Source organism: Campylobacter sp. (assembly GCF_030528245.1).
Taxonomy (GTDB): domain Bacteria; phylum Campylobacterota; class Campylobacteria; order Campylobacterales; family Campylobacteraceae; genus Campylobacter_D.
On record NZ_JAUMZG010000001.1, the window covers coordinates 16,618 to 39,906 of the forward strand.

Genomic DNA, 23,289 nt, shown 5'->3' on the forward strand with positions numbered 1-23,289 from the left:
TTGATTTTATTTTAAAATCTCGCAAAATTCATTTTGAAAGGAAGAGGATGTTGCGAATTTTGGCCTTGATTTTGTTTTTTGCTTTTTTTCTTCACGCGAAAACCCCCAAGGATACTTTGATTATAGGCGTTGAGAGCGAGGTGGCGAAAATCAATCCCGCTTACAGCGAGGATCACGATGCGGCGGTCGCTTTGGTATTTTCTGGCTTGGTGCGCATGGATGAAAATATGCAGCCCCAGCCCGATCTGGCGAAGGCTTGGAGTGTGAGCGAGGACGGCTTGGAATATGTGTTTGATCTGCGCGAGGATGTGCTTTGGCACGATGGCAAAAAATTCAGCGCCGCAGATGTGAAATTCAGCATCGAGGCCTTTAAAAATCCTCAAACCAACGCCTCCATTTATGTGAATTTTGAGGATGTGAAGGGCCTTGAAATCCTCAACGACTATAAAATTAAAATCACGCTCAAACAGCCCTTTCCAGCTTTTTTGGACGCCTTGAGCGTGGGGATATTGCCCAAGCATTTGCTTGAAAATGAGGATCTCAACACCGCTCCCTTCAATCAAAACCCCATCGGCACGGGACCCTTTAAATTTGAAAAGTGGAAAAAGGGCGAGTATGTGAGCTTCGTGGCGAATGAGAATTATCATTTGGCGAGGGTGGCTAGCAAGAGGCTGATTTTAAAGAGCATTAGCGATTTTAATGTGGCTGCGGTGGAGCTTAAGGGGGGTAAGATTGATGCGGCTTTGATAGAGCCTGCCTTGCTGAAAAATTTTGAAAAAGATCCTCAATTTAAGATTTTGCGCGAAAAATCCGCCGATTACAGGGCACTGATGTTTAATTTAAACAACAAATTTTTCAAGGACAAAAGGGTGCGCCTTGCCCTAAATCATGCGGTCAATAAACAAGAAATCGCAGATAAAATCCTCCACGGCTACGGCTTTGCCGCTTGGCATCCTTTGCAAAATTCTTGGGCAGCGCCGCAGGATTTTAAGGGCCCGGCCTACGATGCGGCTAGGGCGGAGCAGCTTTTGAGAGAGGCGGGTTTTGTGAAAAATCCTTCAGGCTTTTACGAAAAAGACGGCAAGGCTTTGGAATTTGAGATGTATGCGTTCAGCTCGGACCCTTTGCGCGTGAGTTTGGCGGGCATCTTGCAGAATGAATTCAAAAAAATAGGCGTGCAAACCAAGGTCATCGTCAAGCCAGCAGGAAGCTTTGATCTCTCCAAAGTGGATAGCTTTTTGATCGGCTGGGGGAGTCCGCTGGATCCAGATTTTCACACCTTTAGGGTCTTTGCCAGCTCGCAAGATAGCGCCCTCAATCCTCAGGGCTGGAATTTTGGACACTACCAAGACGAAAGGGTCGATGAGGCCCTGCTAAAAGCCAGAAATTCGCTGGGGCAAGAAGAGAGAAAGGGGTATTATGCGAATTTCATCCGCGCCCTGCAGGAAAATCCGCCCTTTCTTTTCATCGCGTATTTGGATTTTGCCCTGGTTTATGATGCGGCTTTGCAGGGCGTCAAGCCTCATATTTTGGGGCATCACGGCGTGGGCTTCACTTGGAATGTCCATGAGTGGAGCAAATAGTGCTAAAACGCCTCGTTTTTGTCGTTTTCATCGCCTTTTTCAGTTCGTTTTTGTGCTTTGTGATGCTGCATTTTAGCAAGGCAAGCGCGGCCTTTGCCAAGAGGGGCAATGCCGTGAGCCTTGAGGCCAGACAAAGGCTCGAGGCGACATTTGGGCTTGATAAGCCCCTGATGGAGCAGTATGTGGCGTGGATTTTTAGGGCTTTGAGGGGGGATTTGGGCTTTTCACTCATCAGCGGGGAGAGTGTTTTGAGCCTCGTGAAAGAGCGGATCTTCAACACCCTTATCCTAAGCCTGAGCGCCTTGATGCTTTTGTTTTTTCTTTCTTTGACCCTGGCTTTGCTTTGCTTGCTTTATGAAAATTCCCTCTTGGATAGGGCGTTGAGCTTCATTTGCATGAGCTTTCTTGCCCTGCCCAGCTTTGCCCTATCCCTGCTTTTCATTTTATTTTTCGGTGCTTTTTTGCAAATTTTACCCACCTCTGGCACCAGCGATATAAGCCTTGAGAATGATTTTTCCAACCGCCTAAGCCACCTCGCACTCCCCCTTAGCGTCTTGGTGCTTTCTCATTTGGCGGTTTTCATGCAAGTGGCGCGCAATGCCTTGATCGAAAGCCATCACAAGCCCTTTATTTTAAACGCCTACGCGCGGGGACTCAGACGGAGGCGAATTTTCTTGCACCTCACGCTAAAACACGCCCTAACGCCCATCATATCATACTTTGGCGCCTGTGCCTTGAGTTTCATGATGGGCGCTTATGTGGTGGAGAGCGTTTTTTCCTACGCAGGGGTGGGGAATTTAATGATACAAAGCATCCTTTATAAGGACTATCCCGTGGTTTTGGCCCTCGTTTTCATCAGCGTTTTGCTGGCGGGATTTTTTACTTTCACGGCGGATTGTTTATGCAGGCTCATCCATCCAAGCATCGAATAAAATTTTCGCTCTTTTTAGCGCCCCTATTTACGTTGGCATTCTTGGCGTTTTTCATCCCCCATTTTAGCCCTCATGATATCAACCTCGCCTCCCTATCCGCACTTTATCAAGCGCCCAATTCAAAGCATTTTTTCGGCACCGATCATTTAGGACGCGACCTTTTCACGCGCCTTTTTTACGCCCTGCGCTCCTCCATTTTCATAGGCCTTGCCGCGTCTTTTTTGACGCTTTTATTCGCGGTTTTTTATGTGTTTTTGGCGCGCTTTTGTGATGTTTTGATGCGTTTTTTGGACATGTTTTTGGCCCTGCCTTTTTTGCTTTTGATGATGTTTTTTCAAAGCTTTGTTGCCGGAGGATATGCGAGCATGATCATCCTCATCGCCCTGACCCACTGGCCCTTCATCGCCAAGCTCCTTGCCAGCGAGCTTAAGAGGCTTGAGGGTTTGGAATTTTATCAGGCGGCTTTGGTGCTTGGCAGCTCAAGGACTCGGGCCTTTTTTTGTGAGCTTTTGCCGCCTTGTTTTTCCATTTTGACGGTGCTTTTCATCCTAAACATCATCCACGCCATAGGCACGGAGGCGACCCTGAGTTTTTTTGGGCTTGGCCTTGCCTTTGAAATTCCAAGTCTTGGCACCATGCTAGCAGAGGCCTCTGGGGCCGTTTTTATGGGAGCGTGGTGGCTCATCATCCACCCCCTTTTAGCCCTACTTTTGCTCATCTTGCCGCTTTTGGCCCTGAGTGCGCATTTGCAAAAGTATTTCGGGATAAAATTGTGATAGAGGTGCGAAATTTGAGCCTCAGTCTTGGGGGAAAGGGGCTTTTGGAAAATATCTCTTTTTCCTTGAAAAGCGGACAAAATCTCGCCATAATGGGCGAAAGCGGGAGCGGGAAGAGCCTCTTAGCACGAGCACTCATCGGGCTTTTTGGGACGCAGTATGAGCTCAGTGCAAAAACCTTGTGCGTGGATGGTGAGGACGTTTTGGGGATGGGGGCTGAGGATTTGCGGCTTTTTAGGGCTAAATTTGCCCTAGTTTTGCAAGAAGCGAGCGATAGCTTTTATCCCTACTTAAATTTAGGCGATATGTTTCATATCGTCCTTAAAACGCACACAAAGCTTAACGCCGCGCAGAGGAAGCAAAGGGCCTTTGAGTGCATGAGGAGGCTTGGATTTGAGGATTTGGAGCTTTTGTGGCACTCTTTTGCGCATCAGTTAAGCGTGGGAATGGCAAGGAGGCTTGGCCTAGCCCTTGCCCTTTCAAGCTCCCCAAAATACTTAGTTTGTGATGAAATCACCACTTCGCTGGATAGGGAAAATGAGAAAAAAATCATCCATTTTTTGAAAGAGAAAAAAAATTTAATCCTCATCACGCACGATTTGAATTTGGCTAAAGAATTGAGCGATGTGATTTTGATTTTAGAGCGTGGAGGGGTGGCGCAATTTTGCAAAAGCGGCGAATTTTTTAGCGAAGATAACGCGTGGCTGAGGGCTCATGGGAGGGTTTATGCTTGAGGTGAGGGGACTGGCGAAAAGCTACGCGCTAAGGCGACACTGGTATGTGAGGAAAGAGGAGCGTTTGATTTTTGAAAATATCAATTTTTCTTTAAATCTTGGAGAAAATTTGCTCATCATTGGGGAGAGCGGCAGGGGAAAAAGCACTCTGGCTAGAATTTTATGCGGTCTGCAAAGGCCCAGCTCGGGGGAGGTTTTATACGAGGGTGAAAACATCCACACGGCGCGGAATTTTGGGCGTTTTAAGCAAAATATCCAGTATGTTTTTCAAAATCAAAAACTCGCTCTCAATCCCTACAAGAGCATCGACACGCTCATTTATGGCGTTTTTTCAAATTTTAAGATGAAAAAAGATAGGAGCTGGGTGGAGAAAATGCTTGGTAATTTCGCGCTCAAGGAGAGCATTTTGACCCTAAAGCCAGCGCAGTTAAGCGGCGGGGAGGCTAGCAGGGTGGGGATTTTGCGCGCGCTCATCCCCTCGCCTAAAATCCTCATACTGGATGAGCCAACCAGTGCTTTGGATATTTTAAATTCCATGAGGATTATTGATTTTTTAAAAGCCTATCAAAAAGAAAATTCGATCGCTTACATTTTTATCACGCATCAGGAGGAATTTTTTAAGGATCTTGCTCATTCTATTTTTAAAATTTAATATTAATTTAAGTCATCGCTTTAATTCGCATAATTTTTATCTTAATATAAGTTTTGATTTTAGAAATTTTATGTAAGATTTTTGCGAAGTTAAAAAAAGGATAAAAATGACCCACTCAAGCCCCATCCACCCTTATCTAGGCATTTTTGTCATGCTTGTTTTATCAAGCCTGATTTTTTTCGGCTTGGTTTTTTTGGCTTCAAAAATCGGCAATCATTTCGCCGCCAAAAATCGCAAAAAACTGAGCTCAGGCATTTACGAGTGCGGTCCTATCCCCGTCAAACAAGCCAATAAAATCAACTCCCAGTTTTTCATCACGGCGTTGGTCTTCATTCTTTTGGATATTGAGGTGGTGTTTTTATTCCCTTGGGCTTTGATTTTTAGGGATTTGGGCTGGTTTGGACTTTGGGAAATTGTCATTTTCATCTTGCTTTTGGGCGTGGGATTCATCTACGCGTATAAAAAAGGAGCGTTTGCGTGGCAGAGCATCAGGTAGATTATGCGAGCGGTTTGCCCGTGGTTTTGACAAGCGTAGATAAGCTTGTGCAGTGGGGCAGGAGTAATTCTTTGTGGGCCCTGTCCTATGGGCTTGCTTGCTGTGCGATTGAGATGATGGCGGCGGGAGGTTCGCGCTATGATTTTGACCGCTTTGGGACGATTTTTAGGGCTTCACCGCGTCATAGCGAGGTGATGATCATCGCGGGCACGCTTTGTAAAAAGCACGCCGAATTCACACGTCGCCTCTACGACATGATGCCCGATCCCAAGTGGGTGATTTCCATGGGCAGCTGCGCCAACACGGGCGGTATGTTCAACACCTACTCCACCGTGCAGGGCGTGGATAGGATCATCCCCGTGGATATTTACATCCCAGGCTGCGCGCCCCGCCCCGAAAGCTTTCAATTCGCTTTGATGATTTTGCAGAAAAAAATTCGCAGGGAAAAAGCCTCACGCAAAATCCCTCCCAAAAGGCTCGTGTGATGCGAAAGTATAGCGATAAAAAAAACGCCCAGCTTCAAAACTACTACAAAGATAGATTCTACCACGCTCCACACACGGCAAAGCAAGCAGTGGAGGGCAGCGTTTTTGCGGAATTTTTAGCCGCCGTGCAGGATGAAATCACTGTGATGAATTCTTTCGTGGAGCTTGATTTTTGGGTGGTAGAAATTCAAAAAGAGGACAATGTCAAAGCCTTACAATGCCTCAAAAATCTAGGCTTTCAAGTCTTCACTGAGGCGAGTGCTATTGATTTTGTGGCTCAAAAGCAGGGTTTTGAGATTTTTTATCAGCTTTTGAATTTGGAGAAAAAGCTAAGGGTGCGCGTGAAGACCTTCGTCGGCGTGAAGGAGCGTTTGAAGAGCGTTGTGAGCGTGTTTAAGGGGGCCAATTGGAGCGAGAGGGAAATTTATGACATGTTTGGTGTTTTCATCGTGGGGCATCCTAATCTCAAGCGAATTTTAATGCCTGATGATTGGTTCGGGCATCCTTTTTTAAAGAGCTATCCCTTGCAGGGTGATGAATTTGCAAGGTGGTATGAGATCGATAAAATTTTTGGCAAAGAGTATCGCTCTGTCGTGGGTGAGGAGCAGAGGGATCCTGGCTTTGCGGACGATAAGGACACTTTAAATTTTGCCAGGCTGTATCACGAAAATCCTAAGGGAGAGCCGCGCAGTAGGGCATTTTCGAAGCAGGAGTATCAGGAGGAGGGAGGCGTTGCTTTCGTCAAAAGAGCCACGCGAGATGGGGCTAAAATTTTAGAGAAAAGGCGATAAATGCAAATTCCTAGCAAACTGAAGCCCTATTACGAAAACATCGCCTTCGAGCGCGAGGATTCAACGATGATCATCAATCTTGGCCCCCAGCATCCGTCCGCGCACGGGAATTTACGACTCATTTTGGAGCTTGATGGGGAGCAGGTTGTCAAGGCGCGCCCCTGCATAGGCTACATGCATCGCGGGATGGAAAAGATGGCTGAGAATATGATTTATCAGGAGTTCATCCCCACTACTGATAGGATGGACTATATCGCTGCTTCGGCAAATAATTACGCATATTGCGCGGCGGTTGAAAAGCTTTGTGGGCTTGAAATTCCACGCCGCGCAGCGGTGATCCGCATGATACTTTTGGAGCTCAATCGCATCGCCTCACACCTGCTTTGGCTTGCCACGCACGCCTTGGATATTGGGGCGATGAGCGTGTTTTTGTATTGCTTCAGAGAGCGCGAATATGTGCTTGATTTGATAGAGCGCTATTGCGGGGCGCGGCTTACGCACTCTTCCATGCGTATCGGTGGGGTGATGCTTGACTTGCCCGAGGGTTTTTTGCAGGAGCTTTTGGCCTTTTGTGCGAAATTTCCAAACGATGTCAAGGACTATGAAGCCCTTTTGGATGACAACAGAATTTGGCGCTTGCGGACGGAAAATGTCGGCGTGGTGAGCAAGGAGCAGGCGATGAATTGGGGCTGCTCGGGCGTGATGCTTCGGGGCAGCGGGGTGTGCTATGACATCCGCAAAGAAGAGCCTTATTTGCTTTATGCCGAGGTGGATTTTGCCGTGCCTTACGCCACTCAGGGCGATTCTTATGCCAGATATAAGGTCTATATGCAGGAATTCAGGCAAAGCGTCAAAATTTTACACCAGTGCGCCCAGCTCTACAAAGACACACCGCCTGAAATTTTAGCCCATCATCCTGAGTATGTCAGCGCTTCTAAGGAGCAAATTCTCACGCAAAATTACTCTCTAATGCAGCACTTCGTCCTCATCACTCAGGGGCTCAAACCCCCAAAAGGCGAGGTTTATGTGCCGACTGAAAGCCCTAAGGGTGAGCTTGGTTTTTTCATCCACAGCGATGGCACGGGTAGGCCCTATCGCCTCAAGGCGCGCACTCCTAGCTTCTGGCACTGTGCGTTTTTTGAGGAGATGCTTGTGGGGACTTATTTGGCCGATGTTGTGGCGATTATGGGGAATGTGAATATCGTTTTGGGTGAGATCGATCGATGAGACGGGTGGATTTGAGAAAGAGCGAGGATTTGTTTGCAAGCCTCAAGGAGCTTATCGCGAACGCGCAGGTGGGCGAGGTTTTGGTGGTGCTTTTTGAAATTGGCGATTTTACGGCAGTGGAGCAAAGCTTTGCCTTTGTGCAAGAACACAATTGTGAGCTTTTAAATTCCTTAAAATTTAATCAGGTCGATTGGACCATAGTGATTAAAAAGGTGGGCTAATGCGGTATCAAAACGCGCTTTTTTTGATGGATATGCCCAGCCTTAAAAATCCTTCTTTTTGCGAGAAATTCAGCGGGGAAAATGTCCTCATTTCTTGCCTTGAGGATAAAAATTTACCAGCCAAATTTTACAAATGCGAAATCGCCAGCCTTAGCTTTGTCCTAGCCCTGCTTTGCAAGATGAGCGATGCGGATGCGTTTGGCGACTTGGACGAGGGCTATTTGAGTGCGGAGTCTTGCTTGGGCGAGGAGGAGGCGGCGGAGATTTTAAGCTTTTTGCAAACGGCGAAGTATTTGGTGGTTGATGAGAATTTAAACGCCACTAAGGACGGTGAAAATATAAAGTATTTTTTAAATTTTCTCAGTCAAAAATTCCAGCTCGAAATTCTCAATAGCGGGGGGGAAAGATGCGATTTTAAAAATAGCAAACGCGCTGCCCTAAAGGAGCTTGATAATTACGATGGCTTGGTGCTCTTTAAGGTGCCCTTGCAGGATGGGTATTTGCACTGCTCGCGGCAGTTTTTGAGCCTCGCAAGATGTCAGGATAAAAGCGAGGTTGAAGTGGAGGCTGGGGGTTTTAAATTTAGGGCACTTTTAAAACTGGATGAGGCCCTGCAGGGCACTATTGCCCTTTTGGATAATGAAAAATTGGGCTTTGACTTCACTCAAATCCGCATAAAGGAAGCAAAATGACGATACAAATCAATGGCAAAATTTGCACCTTTGACGAGGGCGAATACATCCTCAATATCGCTAGACGCAACGACATCTTCATCCCGGCCATTTGCTACCTTTCAAACTGCAGCCCGACCCTAGCCTGTCGCATGTGCATGGTGGAGGCGGATGGCAAAAAGACCTACGCCTGTAATACCAAGGCCAAAGAGGGGATGGTGGTGGAGAGCGATTTGCCCGCTTTGTGGAGTGAGCGGGATGAGATCATGCAGGCCTACTGCATCAACCATCCCCTAGAATGCGGCGTTTGCGATAAATCGGGCGAGTGTGAGCTCCAAAATTTCACGCACAAGGCTCGCGTTGATACGCAAAAGCACTGGATCAGGGACACGCACAAGCCCCATCAGCACTGGGGACACATCAATTACGACCCCGCTCTTTGCATCGTTTGTGAGCGCTGCATCACGGTGTGCAAGGATAAAATCGGCGAAAGCGCTCTAAAAACGACCCCAAGAGGCGGCGATGGCATTGACAATAGCTTCAAAGAAAGCATGGGAAAGGACGCTTTTGCGGTGTGGAGCAAATTTCAAAAAAGCCTCATCGCGCCCGCCACAGGAGGCGAGAAGCTCGACTGTGAGGGCTGCGGAGAATGCACGAGCGTCTGCCCCACAGGCGCCTTAATCGGGGCCAAATTCCAATACACCTCAAACATCTGGGAGCTGCATCGCATCCCCGCTTCCAATCCACATTCTAGCGATTGTGAGCTGCTTTATTATGATGTGAAGCAAGGCGGGATCGCCCTGCAAAAGCCTAAAATTTACCGCGTGAGTAATGATTTTGCCTTTGCACCGCTCAACCGGGCGGCACGCTTTGGATTTGACACGCAAAATGAGGCCAAAAAGGACGAGGCCGCTTTTGGGCGGCTTGTGGAGGGGCTTAAAAATGGGGTGTTTAAGAATCTTAAATTCAATAGCTTTATCACCAATGAAGAGGCCTTGATTTTGCAAAATTTGAAGGAAAAATTCAAGCTCAGGCTCATCAACGAAGAAGCCTTGAAATTCAAGGAATTTTTAGAGGAGTTCATCGCCCATTGTGGTGCGCTTTACAATGCCACGAGTGAGGATGTGTCGGGGAGCGATTTTCTGGTCGTTGCGGGCACACTTTTGCGCTATGATGCGCCAACTTTGAGCTATAAAATCAACAACGCCCTCGTGATGAACAAGGGCGCGGGGCTTTATTTCCATCCGCTTAAAGATAAGGGCGTGGAAAAATACGCCAAAAATTTCATCACCCACACGCACAAAAGCGGGGATGAGGAGCAAATTTTGTATTTCATCCTGCAAAAATTCAGCACCGATGAGGGCTTGAGGGCGCAGCTTGAGGAATTTTTCACGCAGGAGGATAGGGAGCTTGAGGAGAGCGTCAGTGAGGAGGTTATCGAGCTTGTGAGCGAAAAGGACGAGGCGGGAAATGAAATTCAAAAAGAGGTCAAAAAAACCATCAATAAAAAGGTCAAAAAAATCGTCCCAGTAAAACGCAGCATTTTTGCTAAAAATTTAGGAGTGGATGAGGACAAATTGCAGGATTTGCTGCTGAAAAAGTCTAGTTTTACCCTCGTGGTGGGGAGTGATTTTTATTTTCATGCGCGGAGTAAAAAACTCGCCCGCCTCCTAGCTCTCGTGCAAAAAACGACGCCCTTTAAGGTCTTTTTAAACCCCACCCACACGAACACTTTGGGCGTGGCTTTGATTTGTGATTTGGATACGGAGGCACAGGAGGGTCAAACTTTGGGCTATAACGAAGGGGGCGATTTTAGCTTTTCTTACGAGGAGGGAAGCGATTTGGCTAGCGCTAGCCTCAATCAGCAGGAGGGCACCTTTCTAAACTACGATAAAAGGGTCGTTCCAACCAATGCGGCCTTGGAATTTGAAGGCTATTTTCTCAACGATCTCGCGCAAAGCTTGGGCTTTGATGAAGAATACACCATCGATCACACCCCGAAACTGCCGAGCGATAAAGGCTTTTTGCCCCTTGAATTTGACAGCCTTGAAAACCACTACACCAACGGCGGCGCCAACAAAAGGGGCTATGCTCTAAATTTAGCCTGTTTTGAGGGGGAGGCGCGTTTGCGGTTTGAAGAGCCTGAATTTGCAAATTTAAATTTGAAAGAAGATGAAATTTTGCTCCACAGCGCTAATCCCAGCCATCATTTTGGACGCTTTTCAAACAGGGCCAGCGCGATCAAAGAAGAGCTTTTTTTGGGCCTGAGTGAGGGCTTGGCGAAGGAGATGGGGCTGCAAGATGGCGATGAAATTCGCCTCACAATCAAAAACGAAAAGCTAACCCTAAGCCTTAGGGTGGATAAAAATTTGAGCAATGGCGCTTACTTGCCCTATTTTGACGCGAGTTTGGATACCTTGAAATTTTTTGACGAGAGGTTTGTGGCGGCAAAGCTAGAAAAAATAGGAGCAAAAAATGAGTGATTTTGCCTTTTTACTGCTAGAAATTTTCATAAAATGCCTACTGGTTTTGGCGCTTTTAGCGACTTTGGCGGGTTTTGCGACCTATGCAGAGAGGAAGGTTTTGGCTTATTTTCAAAGGCGCATAGGGCCCGATATGGTAGGCCCCTTTGGGCTTATCCAGCTTGTGGCGGATATGATCAAGCTTTTCACAAAGGAGGACATCATCCCCTCAAATTCACAAAAGCTCATCTTCGCCATCGCCCCGCTTATCGCGGCCATTTGCGCCTTCGTATCCCTAGCCGCCATTCCCATGCTGCCTGAATTCACGCTCTTTGGCCACACCATAAGGCCCATCATCGCTGACATTAATGTCGCCCTGCTCTTTGTCATCGGCACCTCAGGGCTGTGTTTTTATGCGATATTTTTGGGCGGACTGGCAAGTAATAACAAATACTCCATCATCGGCGCCGCAAGGGCTCTTGTGGCCATCATTTCCTACGAAAGCGTGAGCGCGCTGGCCCTGGTGGCTGTGGTGATGCTGGTGGGATCCTTTTCTTTGATCGAGATCAATAATTATCAAAGCGAGGGAATTTTTTCGTGGCTCATTTTCAAGCAGCCCCTAGCTTTTGTGCTTTTCATCATCGCGCTTTTCATTGAGACAAACCGCACCCCGCTTTGCCTCACTGAAAACGAAGCCGACATCGTCTCAGGCTATGGCACGGAGTATTCGGGGCTTCGCTGGGGGATGTTTTTCATCGGCGAGTACACCTCGATGATGGCTGGGGCGATCTTGGTAACGCTTTTATTTTTGGGGGGATTTAATGCATTTTGGATCATCCCGGGCTGGGTGATGATGATCTTAAAAACAAGCTTTGTTTTCTTTTGGTATTTTTGGGCGCGGGCGGCTTTTCCGCAGTTAAGACCCGATCAGGTGATGAAAATGTGCTATTTGATTTTAATCCCCCTAGCGGTTTTAAATCTTTTACTAACGGCCTTGGCCGCATTGGTTTAGGAGCGATGATGAAAAACTATTTTTTAGTGGATGAAAAGAGAAAATTAAAACTCAGTCCCGGTGAAAAATGGGCTAGAGTCATAAAACGCAGCGTGAAACTGGAGCTTTTTGTGGGCTTGTGGGTGGTGATGCGAGAGCTTTTGAAAAGGGGAAATTCCGCCACGATCAAATACCCCTTTGAAAAGGTCAAAACGGACAATCGCTACCGCGCTGTGCATCGCTTGATGCGTTTCATAGAAAGCGAAAATGAAAGGTGCATAGGCTGCGGTTTGTGCGAAAAAATTTGCATCAGCAACTGCATCAGAATGGAAACCTCACTGGACGCAAACGGACGCAAAAAAGTGGGCAATTACAGCATCAATCTGGGGCGTTGTATTTATTGTGGATTTTGCGCGGAGGTCTGCCCCGAGCTCGCCATAGTCCACGGCACAGAATTTGAAAACGCCGCCGAGCAGAGATCGTATTTTGGCTATAAAGAAGATTTTTTAACGCCCATCGACAAGCTTAAAAATCAAGTGGAATTTGAAGGAGCGGGGAGTTTGAGGGAGGATGCGGATGCCTTTGTGAAGAAAACGCCCCAGTACTATGAAATTTTGCAAAGCAGGGAGCGGGATTTATGCGATGAGGAAAAATGCACCCTGCCTAAAACTGAGGGAGAAAAATGATGATGGAGCAGCTTTCTTTTGTGTTTTTTAGCGTCATAGTTTTGGGCTTTTTTGCCGTGGCGGTGTGGAGCAAAAATATGCTCCATGCGCTTTCAGCTTTAGCGGGGGGGATGGTGTTTTTATCGGGCTTTTATTTCTTACTGGATGCGGAATTTATCGGCGCGATACAAATCATCGTCTATAGCGGAGCGGTGCTTGGAATTTACAGCTTTGCGATGATGTTTTTTGATGCTTCTGCGGATTTTAAGGAAAAAATCAGGGCCAAAAAAAGCTTTTTTCTCCTCATTTTCTCCAGTCTAGCCCTTCTCTCCTCGACGCTTGTGGGATTTAGGTGGGTTGAGGGCGGTGGGAATTTGCCCCTTAGGGCGACGAAATTTTTTGACTTCAACGAGCAGCTTGCTTTGGCCATTTTTTCAAAATTCCTCCTCGCCTTTGAATTTGTAGCCATCTTGCTTTTGATCGCCCTAGTTTGCGCGGTGGTTTTGACGCAAAAGGACCTTGCGGGAGAAAAACGATGATAGAAAAATATTTTTTCGTAGCGTTTTTGATGTTTGTTTTGGGACTGGTGGGGATTTTAAAGCGGCAAAATCTCATCATGCTTTTCATCGCCACAGAAATTTTACTCAACGCCGCCAACCTCGCCCTCATCGCCGCCTCAAAGCTTCACAACGACCTTGGCGGACAAATTTTTGCCCTTTTTGTGATGGCGGTGGCAGCATCTGAGGTGGCTGTGGGCGTGGCCCTGTGCGTGCTGTGGTATCGAAAAACGGGCTCTTTAGAGCTTAAAAGCCTGAAAGAAGAGGGGGCTTAGATGCAAAATTTAGCCCTCATCGCCCTTTTTGCGCCGCTTCTTTCCTTCGCCCTTGCGGCTTGTTTTGCTCTGCGTCCTAAAAATCTCCTCATCGCCACGCTTTGCTCCCTGCTCATAGGACTCAGTGCCCTTTCCTCGCTTTATTTGCTTTGGCACGATCAAAGCTTCAACCTCACGCTTTTTGAGTGGTTCATGGGGGTGAATTTTGGCTTTGATATCGATGCACTTTCTTTAGTGATGATGAGTGTTGTGGGCGTGGTCGCGACCTGCGTGCATTTTTATAGCATTTTTTATATGGAAAAGGACGAGGGCTTTAATAAATTTTTCGCCTATTTGGGGCTTTTTGTTTTTTCCATGCTATTTTTGGTGATGAGTGATAATTTTCTCGGGCTCTTCGTGGGCTGGGAGGGCGTGGGGCTTTGCTCGTGGCTACTCATAGGCTTTTGGTATCATAACGACAAATATTCTTTTGCTGCAAACGAAGCCTTTATCATGAACAGAATCGCCGATTTGGGCATGCTTTTGGGGATTTTTTGGCTCTATTTGCAGGTGGGCACGCTCAAATACGAGGAGGTTTTTGCTCTCTTACAGGGGCTAGATCACGGTGCTCTCCTTTTGATCGCCGCTTGTCTTTTCATCGGTGCGATGGGAAAATCCGCCCAGTTCCCCCTCCACACTTGGCTAGCCGATGCGATGGCAGGCCCCACACCCGTCTCCGCCCTCATCCACGCCGCGACTATGGTAACGGCGGGGGTTTATCTGGTCGTGAGGGCGAACCCTCTTTATGATTTGGTGCCAGAATTTTCCTATCTCATCGCCCTGATAGGCGCTTTTGTGGCTCTTTTTGCCGCCTCGATGGCCTTGGTTGCGAGGGATTTAAAGCGCATCATAGCCTACTCCACCCTTTCGCAGCTTGGCTATATGTTCGTAGCTGCAGGGCTTGGGGCCTATTCTTTAGCGCTTTTTCACCTCACAACCCACGCCTTTTTCAAGTCCCTTTTATTCCTAGGCGCGGGGAATGTCATGCACGCGATGAACGATGAGCTAGACATCAAAAAAATGGGCGGACTTTTCAGTCCTCTCAAAATCACGGCGATTTTTATGAGCATCGCAAGCTTGGCTTTGGCTGGAATTTATCCCTTGTCCGGCTTTTTTTCTAAGGATTTGATTTTAGGCTACGCTTTCATCTCCTTTCATCACGGCATTTTTTTGACGCTTTTAATCGCCGCTTTTATGACGGCTTTTTATAGTTTTAGACTTTTGATGCTTGTCTTTTTCACGCCAGCACGCCACAGCGCCCATCCTCACGAGGCAAGCAAAATCGCCCTTTTGGCGATGAGTCCTTTGCTTGTTTTGGCTGTGATTGCGGGATTTTTTGAGCATGGTTTTTTTGAATTCATCCGCACAAAGCTAGTCCTTATCGACGCGGAAAATTCTTTGGTGATGATTTTAGCAAGTATGGCGAGTGGACTTGGGATCTTTTTGGCGATTTTGGCTTACGGTAGGGGCTGGTTTAGGGAGAGCGTGGAGCAAAATTTCTTTCACAAACTTTTGAGCAATGATTATTTTATTCCGCATTTTTATCATCAAATTTTAGTGGCTTGGTGCGTGAGATTTTGTGAATTTGTGAGGCATTTTGACAAGAGGGGCCTAGACCTTTGCGTGGAGAAAATCGCCACATCCTGCCTCCTGCTTTCCTCAAAAATCATCGTCCCCAATAGCCTGAATTTAATGCTTTATTGTTTGGTGGGCGGCTTTGTGATTTTAGGCGTCTTGTGCGTTTTATTTTGGGGAGGCTTGTGATGCTGAATGCTTTGATTTTTTTCCCGCTATTCATTGCCCTTGCGATTTTGCTTTTAGATCATCGCGGGGCGAGGTTTTTTGGGCTTATAGCGAGTTTGGCGATTTTGGGGCTGAATTTTAAAATTTTCCTTGCCTTTTTGGACGGGGAGCTTTTTGATCACCGCATTTTTTTTAAATTTTTTAGATTTTTCACTTATCATGTCGGCGTGGATGCCATTGCTTTGGTGCTGATGCTGCTTTGCTCCTTGATGATTTTTCTCACCTTGCTTTTTTTAAGGATAGAGCGAAAGGCCATCATCGCTTCGATTTTTTTCCTGCAATGGACCATGATGGGGCTTTTTAGCGCTAAGGATGCCTTGCTTTTTTATATTTTTTGGGAGCTTTCTTTGCTGCCCCTCATTTACATTTTGGGCCTTTATGGCGAGAATTTTAAAGCGGGGATTAAATTTTTCATCTACGCCTTTGCGGGCTCGGTTTTGATGCTTGTAGCGATGATTTGTCAGGCCTATTTGAATTATCAAGTTTTGGGAATTTTCAGCTTTGATCTGGACCTTTGGAAAAATAATGTCTCCGCCACACCGCTCTCTTGGCAAATTTTACTCTTCGCCCTCTTTTTCGCCGCCTTTGCCATCAAGGCGCCTTTGTTTCCCCTGCACACTTGGGCGCCAAAGGTTTATGCGCGCTCGCCCATAGTCGTCTCTGTCATGCTTGTAGCCTTTAAGATGGCGCCTTTTGGTTTTTTGCAGTTTTGTTTGCCCCTTTTCCCCGATGCTAGCGTGTATCTTGCGCCCTTTGTGATGACACTTTGCATAATCAGCGTGCTTTATTGTGCCCTGATCGCCTTTAGGGCTAGGGATCTCAAGGAGCTCATCGCCTACAGCTCCATCTCCCACATCGGCATCATGGTGCTTGGGATTTTTTCTTTCAGTGGTTTTGGCATTAGCGGAGCGGTTTTTTATATGTTTGCGCATGGACTGGTGACGGGAGGCTTGTTTTTGATGGCTGAGGTTTTGGAGCAACAATACGGCTCTGTGCGCCTTGATGACCTGCATTCCCTTGCAAAAAAGGCGCCCGGCTTTAGCATTTTCTTCGCCCTTTTGCTTCTTGCGGGGGTTTCTCTGCCGCTGACCCTTTCTTTTGTGGGGGAATTTTTAGTCCTTTTGGCCCTGGCTAAGGTGCATCTTCTTTATGCTTTGTTGGCGGGGCTTGTGGTGATTTTGGGCGCGGTTTATATGCTCGCTGTATTCAGGAAAATTTTCTTCATGCAAACATCAGTACCGCTTAGTGCTTTCAGACTCAAAGCGCGACAAATTCTAGCCCTCTCCCCTATGGTTTTTTTGATTTTTTATTTGGGCATCGCTCCAAAATTCTTGCTTGAGCCTTTGGAAAATGAAAGCAAAAATTTGCACAAGGTGATGCACTTAAGGGCGATTGAAAAAGATACTTTGGACTTTTTATCCCAGCTTGGAGCCTACAATGAATGAATTTTTCACCCTAACCGATCTGCGTATGGATTTGGCTTATCCTTTTTTATTTTTAATCCTTGCGGCTCTTGTGCTTTTGCTTTGCGTGGCCTTTTGTAAGCTCAGCTCTAAATTTTATCTTAGTAGCAGTCTTTGGGCCCTGCTTGTGAGCTTTTTCCTCAGCCTTTCTAATGTCAATGCTTTCGGACTGCAAAGCAGGGCTTTTTTTGGCACTTTAAACAACGACATCGTAGCTTTTTGCGCCATTTGTGTGATTTTGCTTTTTTCCTTTCTTTATCTTTTGATGGACAAGCAAGAGCACAGGGGCGAATTTTACACGCTTTTTCTCTTCATGATCGCCTCTTTGATGCTGATGGTTTCAAGCTCAAATTTGGCCCTCATCTTCATAGGACTTGAGGCCTCATCCCTGGCACTTTACACGCTCATCGCGATGCAGGGTAGTAAAAACGCCATCTCTTCAGCCCTCAAATATTTCAGCGTAGCGGCGGTGGGGAGTGGGTTTTTCGTCCTAGCCTCCGCTTTGATTTATGCTCAAACGGGCAGTCTTAGCATTCGTGTTTTTTTTCACTACGCCGAAGAAAGCATTTTGCTTTCAGGCTCCAAAACGCTCATTTTGGTGCTATGCGCCATCAAGCTTTCTTTAGCGCCCTTTCATTTTTGGCTGAGGGATGTTTACTACGCTTCAAATTCCAACCTAGCCGCCTTCATCTCAGTCGTGCCAAAGATTGCCATATTGGTCGTTTTGCTGAGAATTTTTTCTTTTTACCCACACGGCGCCATCGTCATTTGCGCCCTAGCGATTTTTTCCATGCTGGTCGCTGCCCTTGCCGCCCTCGCCCAAAAGGATGCGAAAAAAATGCTCGCCTACTCCTCTGTGGTGCAGTCTTCATTGCTTGTCCTTGCTATGGTGCCGATATTTTTGCATGCGGAGTATGTGGAAAAGGGCATAAATTCAGCGCTTTTTTTAGTTTTTGGATACTGGGTTTTGTTCGCCTTTGCCAATTACGGACTCTTCCTCATTTTAAGCCTCTTTGAAAAAAGCGATTTCAACAGCCTCAACAATCTTTTCGCAAAAAATCCCATCGTAGCTTTCGCTTTGGCCACTTGCGTGCTTTCTTTGGCTGGGGTCGCGCCCTTCGGTTTATTTTGGGGTAAATTTATGATCTTTCAAACCCTTATTCTTAGTAAGTGGTGGTATTGTGCGCTTGTTGTGGCTTTGACCTCTGTGCTGATGCTCGGTAGTTATTTGAGGCTTATCATTCATGGTTTTTTTGTGAAGAGCGAGGCGAATTTTACCCTCAAGCTTCACCCGAGGCAAAAATTTGTCCTCATTGTTTGTGTTTTGGTAAATATTTTCGCCCTGTTATTAATGCTATAAAAGTGTTTTGTTATCATTGAGTTTATGAAAGTCATCCCTTTTATCCTACTCAGTTTTTCTTATCTTTTTGGTTTCGAGCTTGTTTTAAACGCAGGACGCGAGGCGAATGAGCCTTTCAGCGTTTTGCATGCTAAAAATGACGAGCCCTTTATTTGTGCGCAAAAAGAAAGCGACAACAAGCCCTATTTTGAATGCGAAATCAACGGCATGGTTACCAACACGCTAAAAGATCAGTCCTTTGCCCTTTTTGACCTCCGTTTTCTTAAAGAACCTCAAAAAATCAAAATGCTCATCCTCCCCAAAAGTGCGGCTAAAATGTTTGATTTGTCTCAGGATATCTACAAGGATAAAGAGCTTGAGGCCTCCAGCTCACACCAATCAAAGGGCTTCACCTTTATCTTTTCTTCCCAGCTTGGCAGGGAGGATGAGGGGGATGGCCTGAATTTTAATGTCATTTTCCCGCACGAAACCCTGCCCTTCGTGGGGGCGCTTGATCTAAACTCAGATCCTGTCATCATCCCGCAAAGCGCGGACATTAACACCTACCTGCGCATCAAAAGAGAATACGAAAAGCACAATTATCCTCAGGTTGTTACGGATGCGCAAAATGCCATCACGCGCTACAAGGGCAGTATTTTCATGAGTGAGTTCATCCTCTACAAACTCAGAGCGCAAAATGAAATTCACACAGCCGACCCCAGCATCAGGGATCAAAAAATTTTAGAAAACATGATCGATGAGCTCAAGCACTACACCAGAACCTTCACCAGCGATAGAAATTACGCCGAGGTGCTCTACATGATGCTGAGGACTTACATCGCCCTCTCGCAAAGGGCGGATGTGGACTACACGATGTCGATTTTGAATAATGAATTCGTGCGCAATGATTTCACCCAGCTTGCACGGCTTGAATATGCCGATTATATTTATCACCTCAATGAAAAAGAGGCGGCGGTTTTGATTTATGAGGATATTTATTTCAATACGAAGGATTTGAATTTAGCCTCCAGAGCGGCCTTGTCCCTAGCCAAAGATGAGCTCCTTAATGAAAATCCCAGCGAGGCTGTGGAATTTGTCAACACGGTTTTGAGAGCCAATGGCGATTATTTTGGAGAGGATATAACGAAGGCTTTGGAGCTGGCCAAACTTTTCGACAAGCATCATGATGTCCACACCAGCTCTCAAATTTATGAAAGAGCCTTTTTGAAAATGCCAAAAATTGACGAGCGCTATGAGGAGACCTTGAAAAATGTAGCCCTCACTCTGGCCCAAGACGGCAAGGCGCAGCAGGCGAAGAAGTATATCGATTTATATTTGAACGAATTTCATGATGGTAATTATTTGGATGCCCTCAAAAAGGCGAACGATGAGGTGTTTTTTTATGTCGGGGAAAATAATGCCACCCTTTTGCACGAGCGCTATCAAAGCCTGATGAAGGACTACAAAGACACGGATGAAAAGCTTGCAAACCGGGCCCTAGAGGAGGATGTGAAGCTGTATTTTAAGGAGCAAAATTTCCCCGCGATCTTAGCTTATAAGGCGCAGATTGAGGAGGGTAAGATCCCTGCAGCGCTCAAGCTTTTGGAGCAGTCTGCGACCCTAGCCTTGAAGGAGGAGCTAAAAGCCGATGAGTGCATCAAAGCGGTGAAAACTTTCAATGAATTTAGCGCCTATGCGATCGGACAAAAAATCGAGGATAAAAAGCAAATGCTATCGTGCCTGCAAAGGACCTCGCACAATCAGCAGGCCCTAGAATACATCGACAAAAATATGCCAGAAGATGAGATTTTTTATAGCTTAAAAAAAGCTGAAATTCTGCTGGAAAATAAGCAATACCCTAAGGTTATAAGCCTTTCCAAGCACATCATTGCCTCAAAGATACTCAAAGAAGAAGCAGAAAATTTCAGGGCCTATTATCTGCAGTTTATCGCGCTTTTGCGTCAGGGCGAGTACAATGAGGCGATTAAAATTTTGCAAATTTTAGAAGGCTTTCCCATGAATTTTACTATGGTGGAGGCTTATGACGCTCTGGTTTCTTACGCGCAAGATCACAAAATGACGACCAGTATTTTAAATTATGCGCCCAAGGCTATTGATTATCAAAATTTCAAGGGCATCAATCTTTTCAGCCCGAATTTAGAATTTATCTATCTCGAAGCCCTGCAAAACACAGCCCAGCACGAAAAAGGACTGGAGCTTTTAAGGGACCTGCTAAAGCTCAAGCAGCTCTCCACGGGCGACAGGGCGCGCGCCCTTTATGCTCAAAGTCAAATTTATGAAAGCCTCAAAGACACTCAGGCGCAAAGGAAAAGCCTTGAGGAGTGCCTGAAACTGGGAGAAAATTCTACTTGGCAGGATTTGTGCAGGGAAAAAAACGCTCTTTTATCACAGTGAGCCAAAAAAATCCTCGATCATCATCCGCATTTGATCGGCATCATTGATGCGATTTATGGCATCTCTAAAAACCGAAGCGTCCTTTTGCCCTCTGGAGTATTCGTGCAGATGCTTTCTAAAAATTCCCACCCCAGAATTCCCATAATGGCGCATCATCTCCTCAAAATGGCTCAGGATGATGGTTTTTTTCAGCGCCCCATCCACACTCTCGCCCCTTTTAATCTCATAAAAAATCCAAGGCCGCCCCACGCTAGCCCTGCCTATCATCAAACCATCGCAAGCGGTGATTTTATAAACCTCATCCGCGTTAGTAGCATCGATGTCCCCGTTGGCGATGACGGGGATACTCACGCAGGCCTTCGCCCTAGCGATCGCCTCATAATCAGCCCTTCCGCTGTAAAGCTGCTTCCTCGTGCGTCCGTGTATGCTGACAAAATCCACCCCCAGCTCCTCGCAAATTTTGGCGATTTTTTCGGGATATTTTTCGTTAAAGCCCAAACGAAATTTCACGCTCGTCAAGGGCTTTTTGTTGTATTTTTTGAGGGTGAAAATGAGTTTTTTAAAAAGCTCTAAATTTTCAAGCAAAGCACTGCCAGCGCACTGCTTGAGGACCTTATTGACCGGGCAGCCGCAGTTGAAATCGATCCCATCAATAAAATCAAAATCATTCAGCATCAAAACCGCCCTTTTGACGACCTCCTCATCACCCCCTGCGATTTGGACGATGTAGGGCTTTTCAAGCTCCGCTTTTTCCAGCATTTGCAGGGTTTTAGCGCTCTCATAAACGAGGGCGTTGGAGCTTATCATCTCACTCACCGTTACATCCGCGCCAAATTTCTTCACCACATTGCGAAAGGGCCGGTCCGAAAAACCCGCCATCGGGGCTAAAAACAGGGGCTTTTTGTTAAAATTTATCATTGGATGAGATGATCGGGTTTGATTTTGATATTTTTCTCCCGCAAAAGTAGCAGGGCCTTAAAGGGGGTGAAATCCTCATCTGCGTTTCTTATTTGATTTTCAAGCTCCTCATACATGGAAAACTCAGCCAACAAATACAAATAGCCCTTCAAGGCTTCGTTATTTTGGCTTTTAATCTTTAAAAAAATGTTGAGGATGGCATCGGGGGTAAAAAAATTCACGCTCATCTTAGCGAGGCTCAAATACTCCGCTTCGTTAAAACGAGTCTGCAAAATCAAAACCTCAAATTCGCTCAAAGAAAGCTCCAAATCCCCCCTTTGAAAGCGGGCGATGAGGCTTAAAATTTGCTGGGGATTTTTTGCGATTTTGATGGATTTAATCTGCTCATAAGTGCCCTTTTCTAGCACATTCTCAAAGGCAAGATCCTCCAAATCATCGTTGATTTGATGGACATTTTTCAAACGAGCATGGGCGTGATTCACATCGTTTTTGATGCGATTTTTTTCATTTTGGATGGATAAAATGTTCTTCGCCTCAAGCTTAAATTTGCCAAGATTTAGCACCTCCCCCCGCCTTAGGCCATCGAGCAAATCAAAAATTTCATTGATCTTGGGGTGATCGGGAAGTTTTTGCTGGGTCCTCAAGCTCCTGCTCAGCTCGCCAACCTGCTTGAATTCTTTGGTTTGAAAGGCAATTTTGGGATTTTTTTCCAAGAGTAAATCCTTCGTAAAATCTTCAAATTTTTTCGCATCCTTAAAAAAATGCTTGAATTTGAGATGGTTCAAAAAACTATAAAAACTCAAATGCAAAAGGGCAAACACAAAATAAAGCGCAAGGGGCGCAAGCATCCAAACCACCACAGGAAGCTTGACATCGATAGCTCCCAAAACCAGCTGATAATCGCCCAAGTCCAAGTAAAAAACACAGGCCGCCGCCACCAAAGCACCATAAATCAAGCTCGCCACAATGAACAATCTGATCCTCATACCTTCCTCCCTTCTAAACTTTGCCTGCATGCGAAACAATACCTTGCGTGGGGCTTGATTTTAAGCCGCTTGATGTCGATAAATTCATCACAAGCCTCACAGATACCATAAAGGCCCTGGGTGATTTTTTGAAGCGATTCTTCGATGTCTTTTAGCTCTTGTTTGAGGTTGGCGCTGATGGCAAGATCGATTTGCGAATTGCTTTCTATGACTGAAAAATCCACACTATCGCTGGGCGCTGAGTTGTGCAGGGCCTTGATTTCCTCAAAATTATTCTGCAAATTGTCCAAAATAATCTTTCTTCTATCCCTCAAAAATTTTTCAAAAAAGTCAAATTCCTTTTTTTTCATAAAAATCCTACTTATGATACGGATGATTGTGCTGCAAACAAAAGGCACGGTAAAGCTGCTCGAGCAAAAGCACTCGCGCAAAATGATGCGTCAGGGTGAGGCGACTGAGGGCGAGACTGAGGTCAAATTTTTTCACAAATTCCGCGCCCAAGCCATAGGCCCCGCCGATGAAAAAGCTCAGCCCGCCCCTATCTGCGATCAGTCTTGAAAATTCCACACTCGAAAACTCCCTACCGCCCTCATCAAGCACGATACAAAAGCCCTTTTTGTAGGGCATGAAGGCCTCTTCGTAGCTTTTTTGTGCCTCATTGGCGCCTTGACTTTGCGCGGCGGCGATCTTTTTGCTGAAGAGATTTTTTTCTCTCAGCTGGGCGTATTTTGCGAGGAGTTTTGCGTATTTTTCGCTCAAAAAGGGCAATTCATCGCTTTTTTGGATGTAAAAAATATGTATCCGCAAT

Annotated in this window: 24 protein-coding genes; 20 read left to right on the plus strand and 4 right to left on the minus strand. The window is 46.1% G+C overall.

Features of this window, described 5'->3' with window-relative positions:
• Positions 1–47 precede the first annotated feature (47 nt).
• The 20 genes from Q4A73_RS00105 to Q4A73_RS00200 all read left to right on the plus strand — a co-directional run bounded on the left by Q4A73_RS00105 (position 48) and on the right by Q4A73_RS00200 (position 20,577).
• The gene (locus tag Q4A73_RS00105) at positions 48–1,583 is read left to right on the plus strand and encodes an ABC transporter substrate-binding protein (RefSeq protein WP_303205402.1); all 1,536 of its coding nucleotides are present in this window, start codon (positions 48–50) and stop codon (positions 1,581–1,583) included.
• A complete protein-coding gene (locus tag Q4A73_RS00110) occupies positions 1,583–2,515 on the plus strand; it encodes an ABC transporter permease (RefSeq protein WP_303205403.1) in 933 nt (310 codons plus the stop codon). Before Q4A73_RS00105 ends, Q4A73_RS00110 begins: the two co-directional genes overlap by 1 nt.
• A 41-nt stretch (positions 2,516–2,556) precedes the next feature.
• Positions 2,557–3,291 (plus strand): ABC transporter permease, encoded by a 735-nt coding sequence (locus Q4A73_RS00115; RefSeq protein ID WP_303205404.1) that lies wholly within the window; start codon positions 2,557–2,559, stop codon positions 3,289–3,291.
• Positions 3,291–4,025: an ATP-binding cassette domain-containing protein gene (locus Q4A73_RS00120; protein ID WP_303205485.1), complete on the plus strand. Its 735-nt coding sequence runs from the start codon at positions 3,291–3,293 to the stop codon at positions 4,023–4,025. The genes Q4A73_RS00115 and Q4A73_RS00120 overlap by 1 nt, the downstream gene beginning before the upstream one ends.
• Positions 4,018–4,677: an ATP-binding cassette domain-containing protein gene (locus Q4A73_RS00125; protein WP_303205405.1), complete on the plus strand. Its 660-nt coding sequence runs from the start codon at positions 4,018–4,020 to the stop codon at positions 4,675–4,677. The genes Q4A73_RS00120 and Q4A73_RS00125 overlap by 8 nt, the downstream gene beginning before the upstream one ends.
• Positions 4,678–4,783: 106 nt before the next feature.
• Complete coding sequence (locus Q4A73_RS00130; protein WP_303205406.1) at positions 4,784–5,173, plus strand: NAD(P)H-quinone oxidoreductase subunit 3; 390 nt, start codon at positions 4,784–4,786, stop codon at positions 5,171–5,173.
• A complete protein-coding gene (locus tag Q4A73_RS00135) occupies positions 5,155–5,658 on the plus strand; it encodes an NADH-quinone oxidoreductase subunit B family protein (RefSeq protein WP_303205407.1) in 504 nt (167 codons plus the stop codon). The genes Q4A73_RS00130 and Q4A73_RS00135 overlap by 19 nt, the downstream gene beginning before the upstream one ends.
• Complete coding sequence (locus Q4A73_RS00140; RefSeq protein ID WP_303205408.1) at positions 5,655–6,449, plus strand: NADH-quinone oxidoreductase subunit C; 795 nt, start codon at positions 5,655–5,657, stop codon at positions 6,447–6,449. The genes Q4A73_RS00135 and Q4A73_RS00140 overlap by 4 nt, the downstream gene beginning before the upstream one ends.
• Positions 6,450–7,676, plus strand: a complete 1,227-nt coding sequence (nuoD, locus tag Q4A73_RS00145; RefSeq protein WP_303205409.1) for an NADH dehydrogenase (quinone) subunit D — start codon at positions 6,450–6,452, stop codon at positions 7,674–7,676.
• The gene (locus tag Q4A73_RS00150) at positions 7,673–7,897 is read left to right on the plus strand and encodes an NADH-ubiquinone oxidoreductase subunit E family protein (RefSeq protein WP_303205410.1); all 225 of its coding nucleotides are present in this window, start codon (positions 7,673–7,675) and stop codon (positions 7,895–7,897) included. Before nuoD ends, Q4A73_RS00150 begins: the two co-directional genes overlap by 4 nt.
• Positions 7,897–8,589: a hypothetical protein gene (locus Q4A73_RS00155; protein WP_303205411.1), complete on the plus strand. Its 693-nt coding sequence runs from the start codon at positions 7,897–7,899 to the stop codon at positions 8,587–8,589. The genes Q4A73_RS00150 and Q4A73_RS00155 overlap by 1 nt, the downstream gene beginning before the upstream one ends.
• Positions 8,586–11,051 (plus strand): NADH-quinone oxidoreductase subunit G, encoded by a 2,466-nt coding sequence (locus Q4A73_RS00160; RefSeq protein WP_303205412.1) that lies wholly within the window; start codon positions 8,586–8,588, stop codon positions 11,049–11,051. Before Q4A73_RS00155 ends, Q4A73_RS00160 begins: the two co-directional genes overlap by 4 nt.
• Entirely contained in the window at positions 11,044–12,042 is a 999-nt protein-coding gene (gene nuoH, locus Q4A73_RS00165) for an NADH-quinone oxidoreductase subunit NuoH (protein ID WP_303205413.1), read from the plus strand. Before Q4A73_RS00160 ends, nuoH begins: the two co-directional genes overlap by 8 nt.
• An 8-nt stretch (positions 12,043–12,050) precedes the next feature.
• Complete coding sequence (gene nuoI / locus Q4A73_RS00170; protein ID WP_303205414.1) at positions 12,051–12,707, plus strand: NADH-quinone oxidoreductase subunit NuoI; 657 nt, start codon at positions 12,051–12,053, stop codon at positions 12,705–12,707.
• A complete protein-coding gene (locus Q4A73_RS00175; protein WP_303205486.1) occupies positions 12,707–13,225 on the plus strand; it encodes an NADH-quinone oxidoreductase subunit J in 519 nt (172 codons plus the stop codon). Before nuoI ends, Q4A73_RS00175 begins: the two co-directional genes overlap by 1 nt.
• On the plus strand, positions 13,222–13,518 hold the full coding sequence (nuoK, locus tag Q4A73_RS00180; protein WP_303205415.1) for an NADH-quinone oxidoreductase subunit NuoK: 297 nt from the start codon (positions 13,222–13,224) through the stop codon (positions 13,516–13,518). Before Q4A73_RS00175 ends, nuoK begins: the two co-directional genes overlap by 4 nt.
• Positions 13,519–15,321: an NADH-quinone oxidoreductase subunit L gene (gene nuoL / locus Q4A73_RS00185; protein ID WP_303205416.1), complete on the plus strand. Its 1,803-nt coding sequence runs from the start codon at positions 13,519–13,521 to the stop codon at positions 15,319–15,321.
• Positions 15,321–16,805, plus strand: coding sequence for an NADH-quinone oxidoreductase subunit M (locus Q4A73_RS00190; protein WP_303205487.1), 1,485 nt, complete (start codon positions 15,321–15,323; stop codon positions 16,803–16,805). Before nuoL ends, Q4A73_RS00190 begins: the two co-directional genes overlap by 1 nt.
• Positions 16,798–18,183, plus strand: a complete 1,386-nt coding sequence (locus Q4A73_RS00195; RefSeq protein ID WP_303205417.1) for an NADH-quinone oxidoreductase subunit N — start codon at positions 16,798–16,800, stop codon at positions 18,181–18,183. The genes Q4A73_RS00190 and Q4A73_RS00195 overlap by 8 nt, the downstream gene beginning before the upstream one ends.
• 24 nt (positions 18,184–18,207) lie before the next feature.
• Positions 18,208–20,577: a flagellar protein gene (locus tag Q4A73_RS00200; RefSeq protein ID WP_303205418.1), complete on the plus strand. Its 2,370-nt coding sequence runs from the start codon at positions 18,208–18,210 to the stop codon at positions 20,575–20,577.
• Here Q4A73_RS00200 and Q4A73_RS00205 read toward each other — a convergent pair.
• Genes Q4A73_RS00205 through Q4A73_RS00220 form a run of 4 tightly spaced genes read right to left on the minus strand, consistent with a single transcriptional unit; the run spans position 20,569 to position 23,288 of the window.
• Positions 20,569–21,495: a tRNA-dihydrouridine synthase gene (locus Q4A73_RS00205; protein WP_303205419.1), complete on the minus strand. Its 927-nt coding sequence runs from the start codon at positions 21,493–21,495 to the stop codon at positions 20,569–20,571. The two genes, Q4A73_RS00200 and Q4A73_RS00205, sit on opposite strands and share 9 nt — an antisense overlap.
• Complete coding sequence (locus tag Q4A73_RS00210; protein WP_303205420.1) at positions 21,492–22,481, minus strand: hypothetical protein; 990 nt, start codon at positions 22,479–22,481, stop codon at positions 21,492–21,494. The genes Q4A73_RS00205 and Q4A73_RS00210 overlap by 4 nt, the downstream gene beginning before the upstream one ends.
• Positions 22,478–22,831, minus strand: coding sequence for an RNA polymerase-binding protein DksA (dksA, locus tag Q4A73_RS00215; RefSeq protein ID WP_303205421.1), 354 nt, complete (start codon positions 22,829–22,831; stop codon positions 22,478–22,480). Before dksA ends, Q4A73_RS00210 begins: the two co-directional genes overlap by 4 nt.
• Positions 22,832–22,838: 7 nt before the next feature.
• The gene (locus Q4A73_RS00220) at positions 22,839–23,288 is read right to left on the minus strand and encodes a 23S rRNA (pseudouridine(1915)-N(3))-methyltransferase RlmH (RefSeq protein ID WP_303205422.1); all 450 of its coding nucleotides are present in this window, start codon (positions 23,286–23,288) and stop codon (positions 22,839–22,841) included.
• Position 23,289 lies beyond the last annotated feature (1 nt).

Excerpts from the sequence above, each read along its gene's own strand:
- Q4A73_RS00150 (WP_303205410.1), top strand. The coding sequence starts at position 7,673 with ATGAGACGGGTGGATTTGAGAAAGAGCGAGGATTTGTTTGCAAGCCTC.
- nuoK (WP_303205415.1), top strand. The coding sequence starts at position 13,222 with ATGATAGAAAAATATTTTTTCGTAGCGTTTTTGATGTTTGTTTTGGGA.
- nuoH (WP_303205413.1), top strand. The coding sequence starts at position 11,044 with ATGAGTGATTTTGCCTTTTTACTGCTAGAAATTTTCATAAAATGCCTA.
- Q4A73_RS00125 (WP_303205405.1), top strand. The coding sequence starts at position 4,018 with ATGCTTGAGGTGAGGGGACTGGCGAAAAGCTACGCGCTAAGGCGACAC.
- Q4A73_RS00130 (WP_303205406.1), top strand. The coding sequence starts at position 4,784 with ATGACCCACTCAAGCCCCATCCACCCTTATCTAGGCATTTTTGTCATG.
- Q4A73_RS00210 (WP_303205420.1), bottom strand. The coding sequence starts at position 22,481 with ATGAGGATCAGATTGTTCATTGTGGCGAGCTTGATTTATGGTGCTTTG.
- Q4A73_RS00190 (WP_303205487.1), top strand. The coding sequence starts at position 15,321 with ATGCTGAATGCTTTGATTTTTTTCCCGCTATTCATTGCCCTTGCGATT.
- Q4A73_RS00205 (WP_303205419.1), bottom strand. The coding sequence starts at position 21,495 with ATGATAAATTTTAACAAAAAGCCCCTGTTTTTAGCCCCGATGGCGGGT.
- dksA (WP_303205421.1), bottom strand. The coding sequence starts at position 22,831 with ATGAAAAAAAAGGAATTTGACTTTTTTGAAAAATTTTTGAGGGATAGA.
- Q4A73_RS00195 (WP_303205417.1), top strand. The coding sequence starts at position 16,798 with ATGAATGAATTTTTCACCCTAACCGATCTGCGTATGGATTTGGCTTAT.
- nuoD (WP_303205409.1), top strand. The coding sequence starts at position 6,450 with ATGCAAATTCCTAGCAAACTGAAGCCCTATTACGAAAACATCGCCTTC.
- Q4A73_RS00155 (WP_303205411.1), top strand. The coding sequence starts at position 7,897 with ATGCGGTATCAAAACGCGCTTTTTTTGATGGATATGCCCAGCCTTAAA.
- Q4A73_RS00160 (WP_303205412.1), top strand. The coding sequence starts at position 8,586 with ATGACGATACAAATCAATGGCAAAATTTGCACCTTTGACGAGGGCGAA.
- Q4A73_RS00175 (WP_303205486.1), top strand. The coding sequence starts at position 12,707 with ATGATGGAGCAGCTTTCTTTTGTGTTTTTTAGCGTCATAGTTTTGGGC.
- nuoI (WP_303205414.1), top strand. The coding sequence starts at position 12,051 with ATGAAAAACTATTTTTTAGTGGATGAAAAGAGAAAATTAAAACTCAGT.
- Q4A73_RS00105 (WP_303205402.1), top strand. The coding sequence starts at position 48 with ATGTTGCGAATTTTGGCCTTGATTTTGTTTTTTGCTTTTTTTCTTCAC.
- nuoL (WP_303205416.1), top strand. The coding sequence starts at position 13,519 with ATGCAAAATTTAGCCCTCATCGCCCTTTTTGCGCCGCTTCTTTCCTTC.
- Q4A73_RS00200 (WP_303205418.1), top strand. The coding sequence starts at position 18,208 with ATGAAAGTCATCCCTTTTATCCTACTCAGTTTTTCTTATCTTTTTGGT.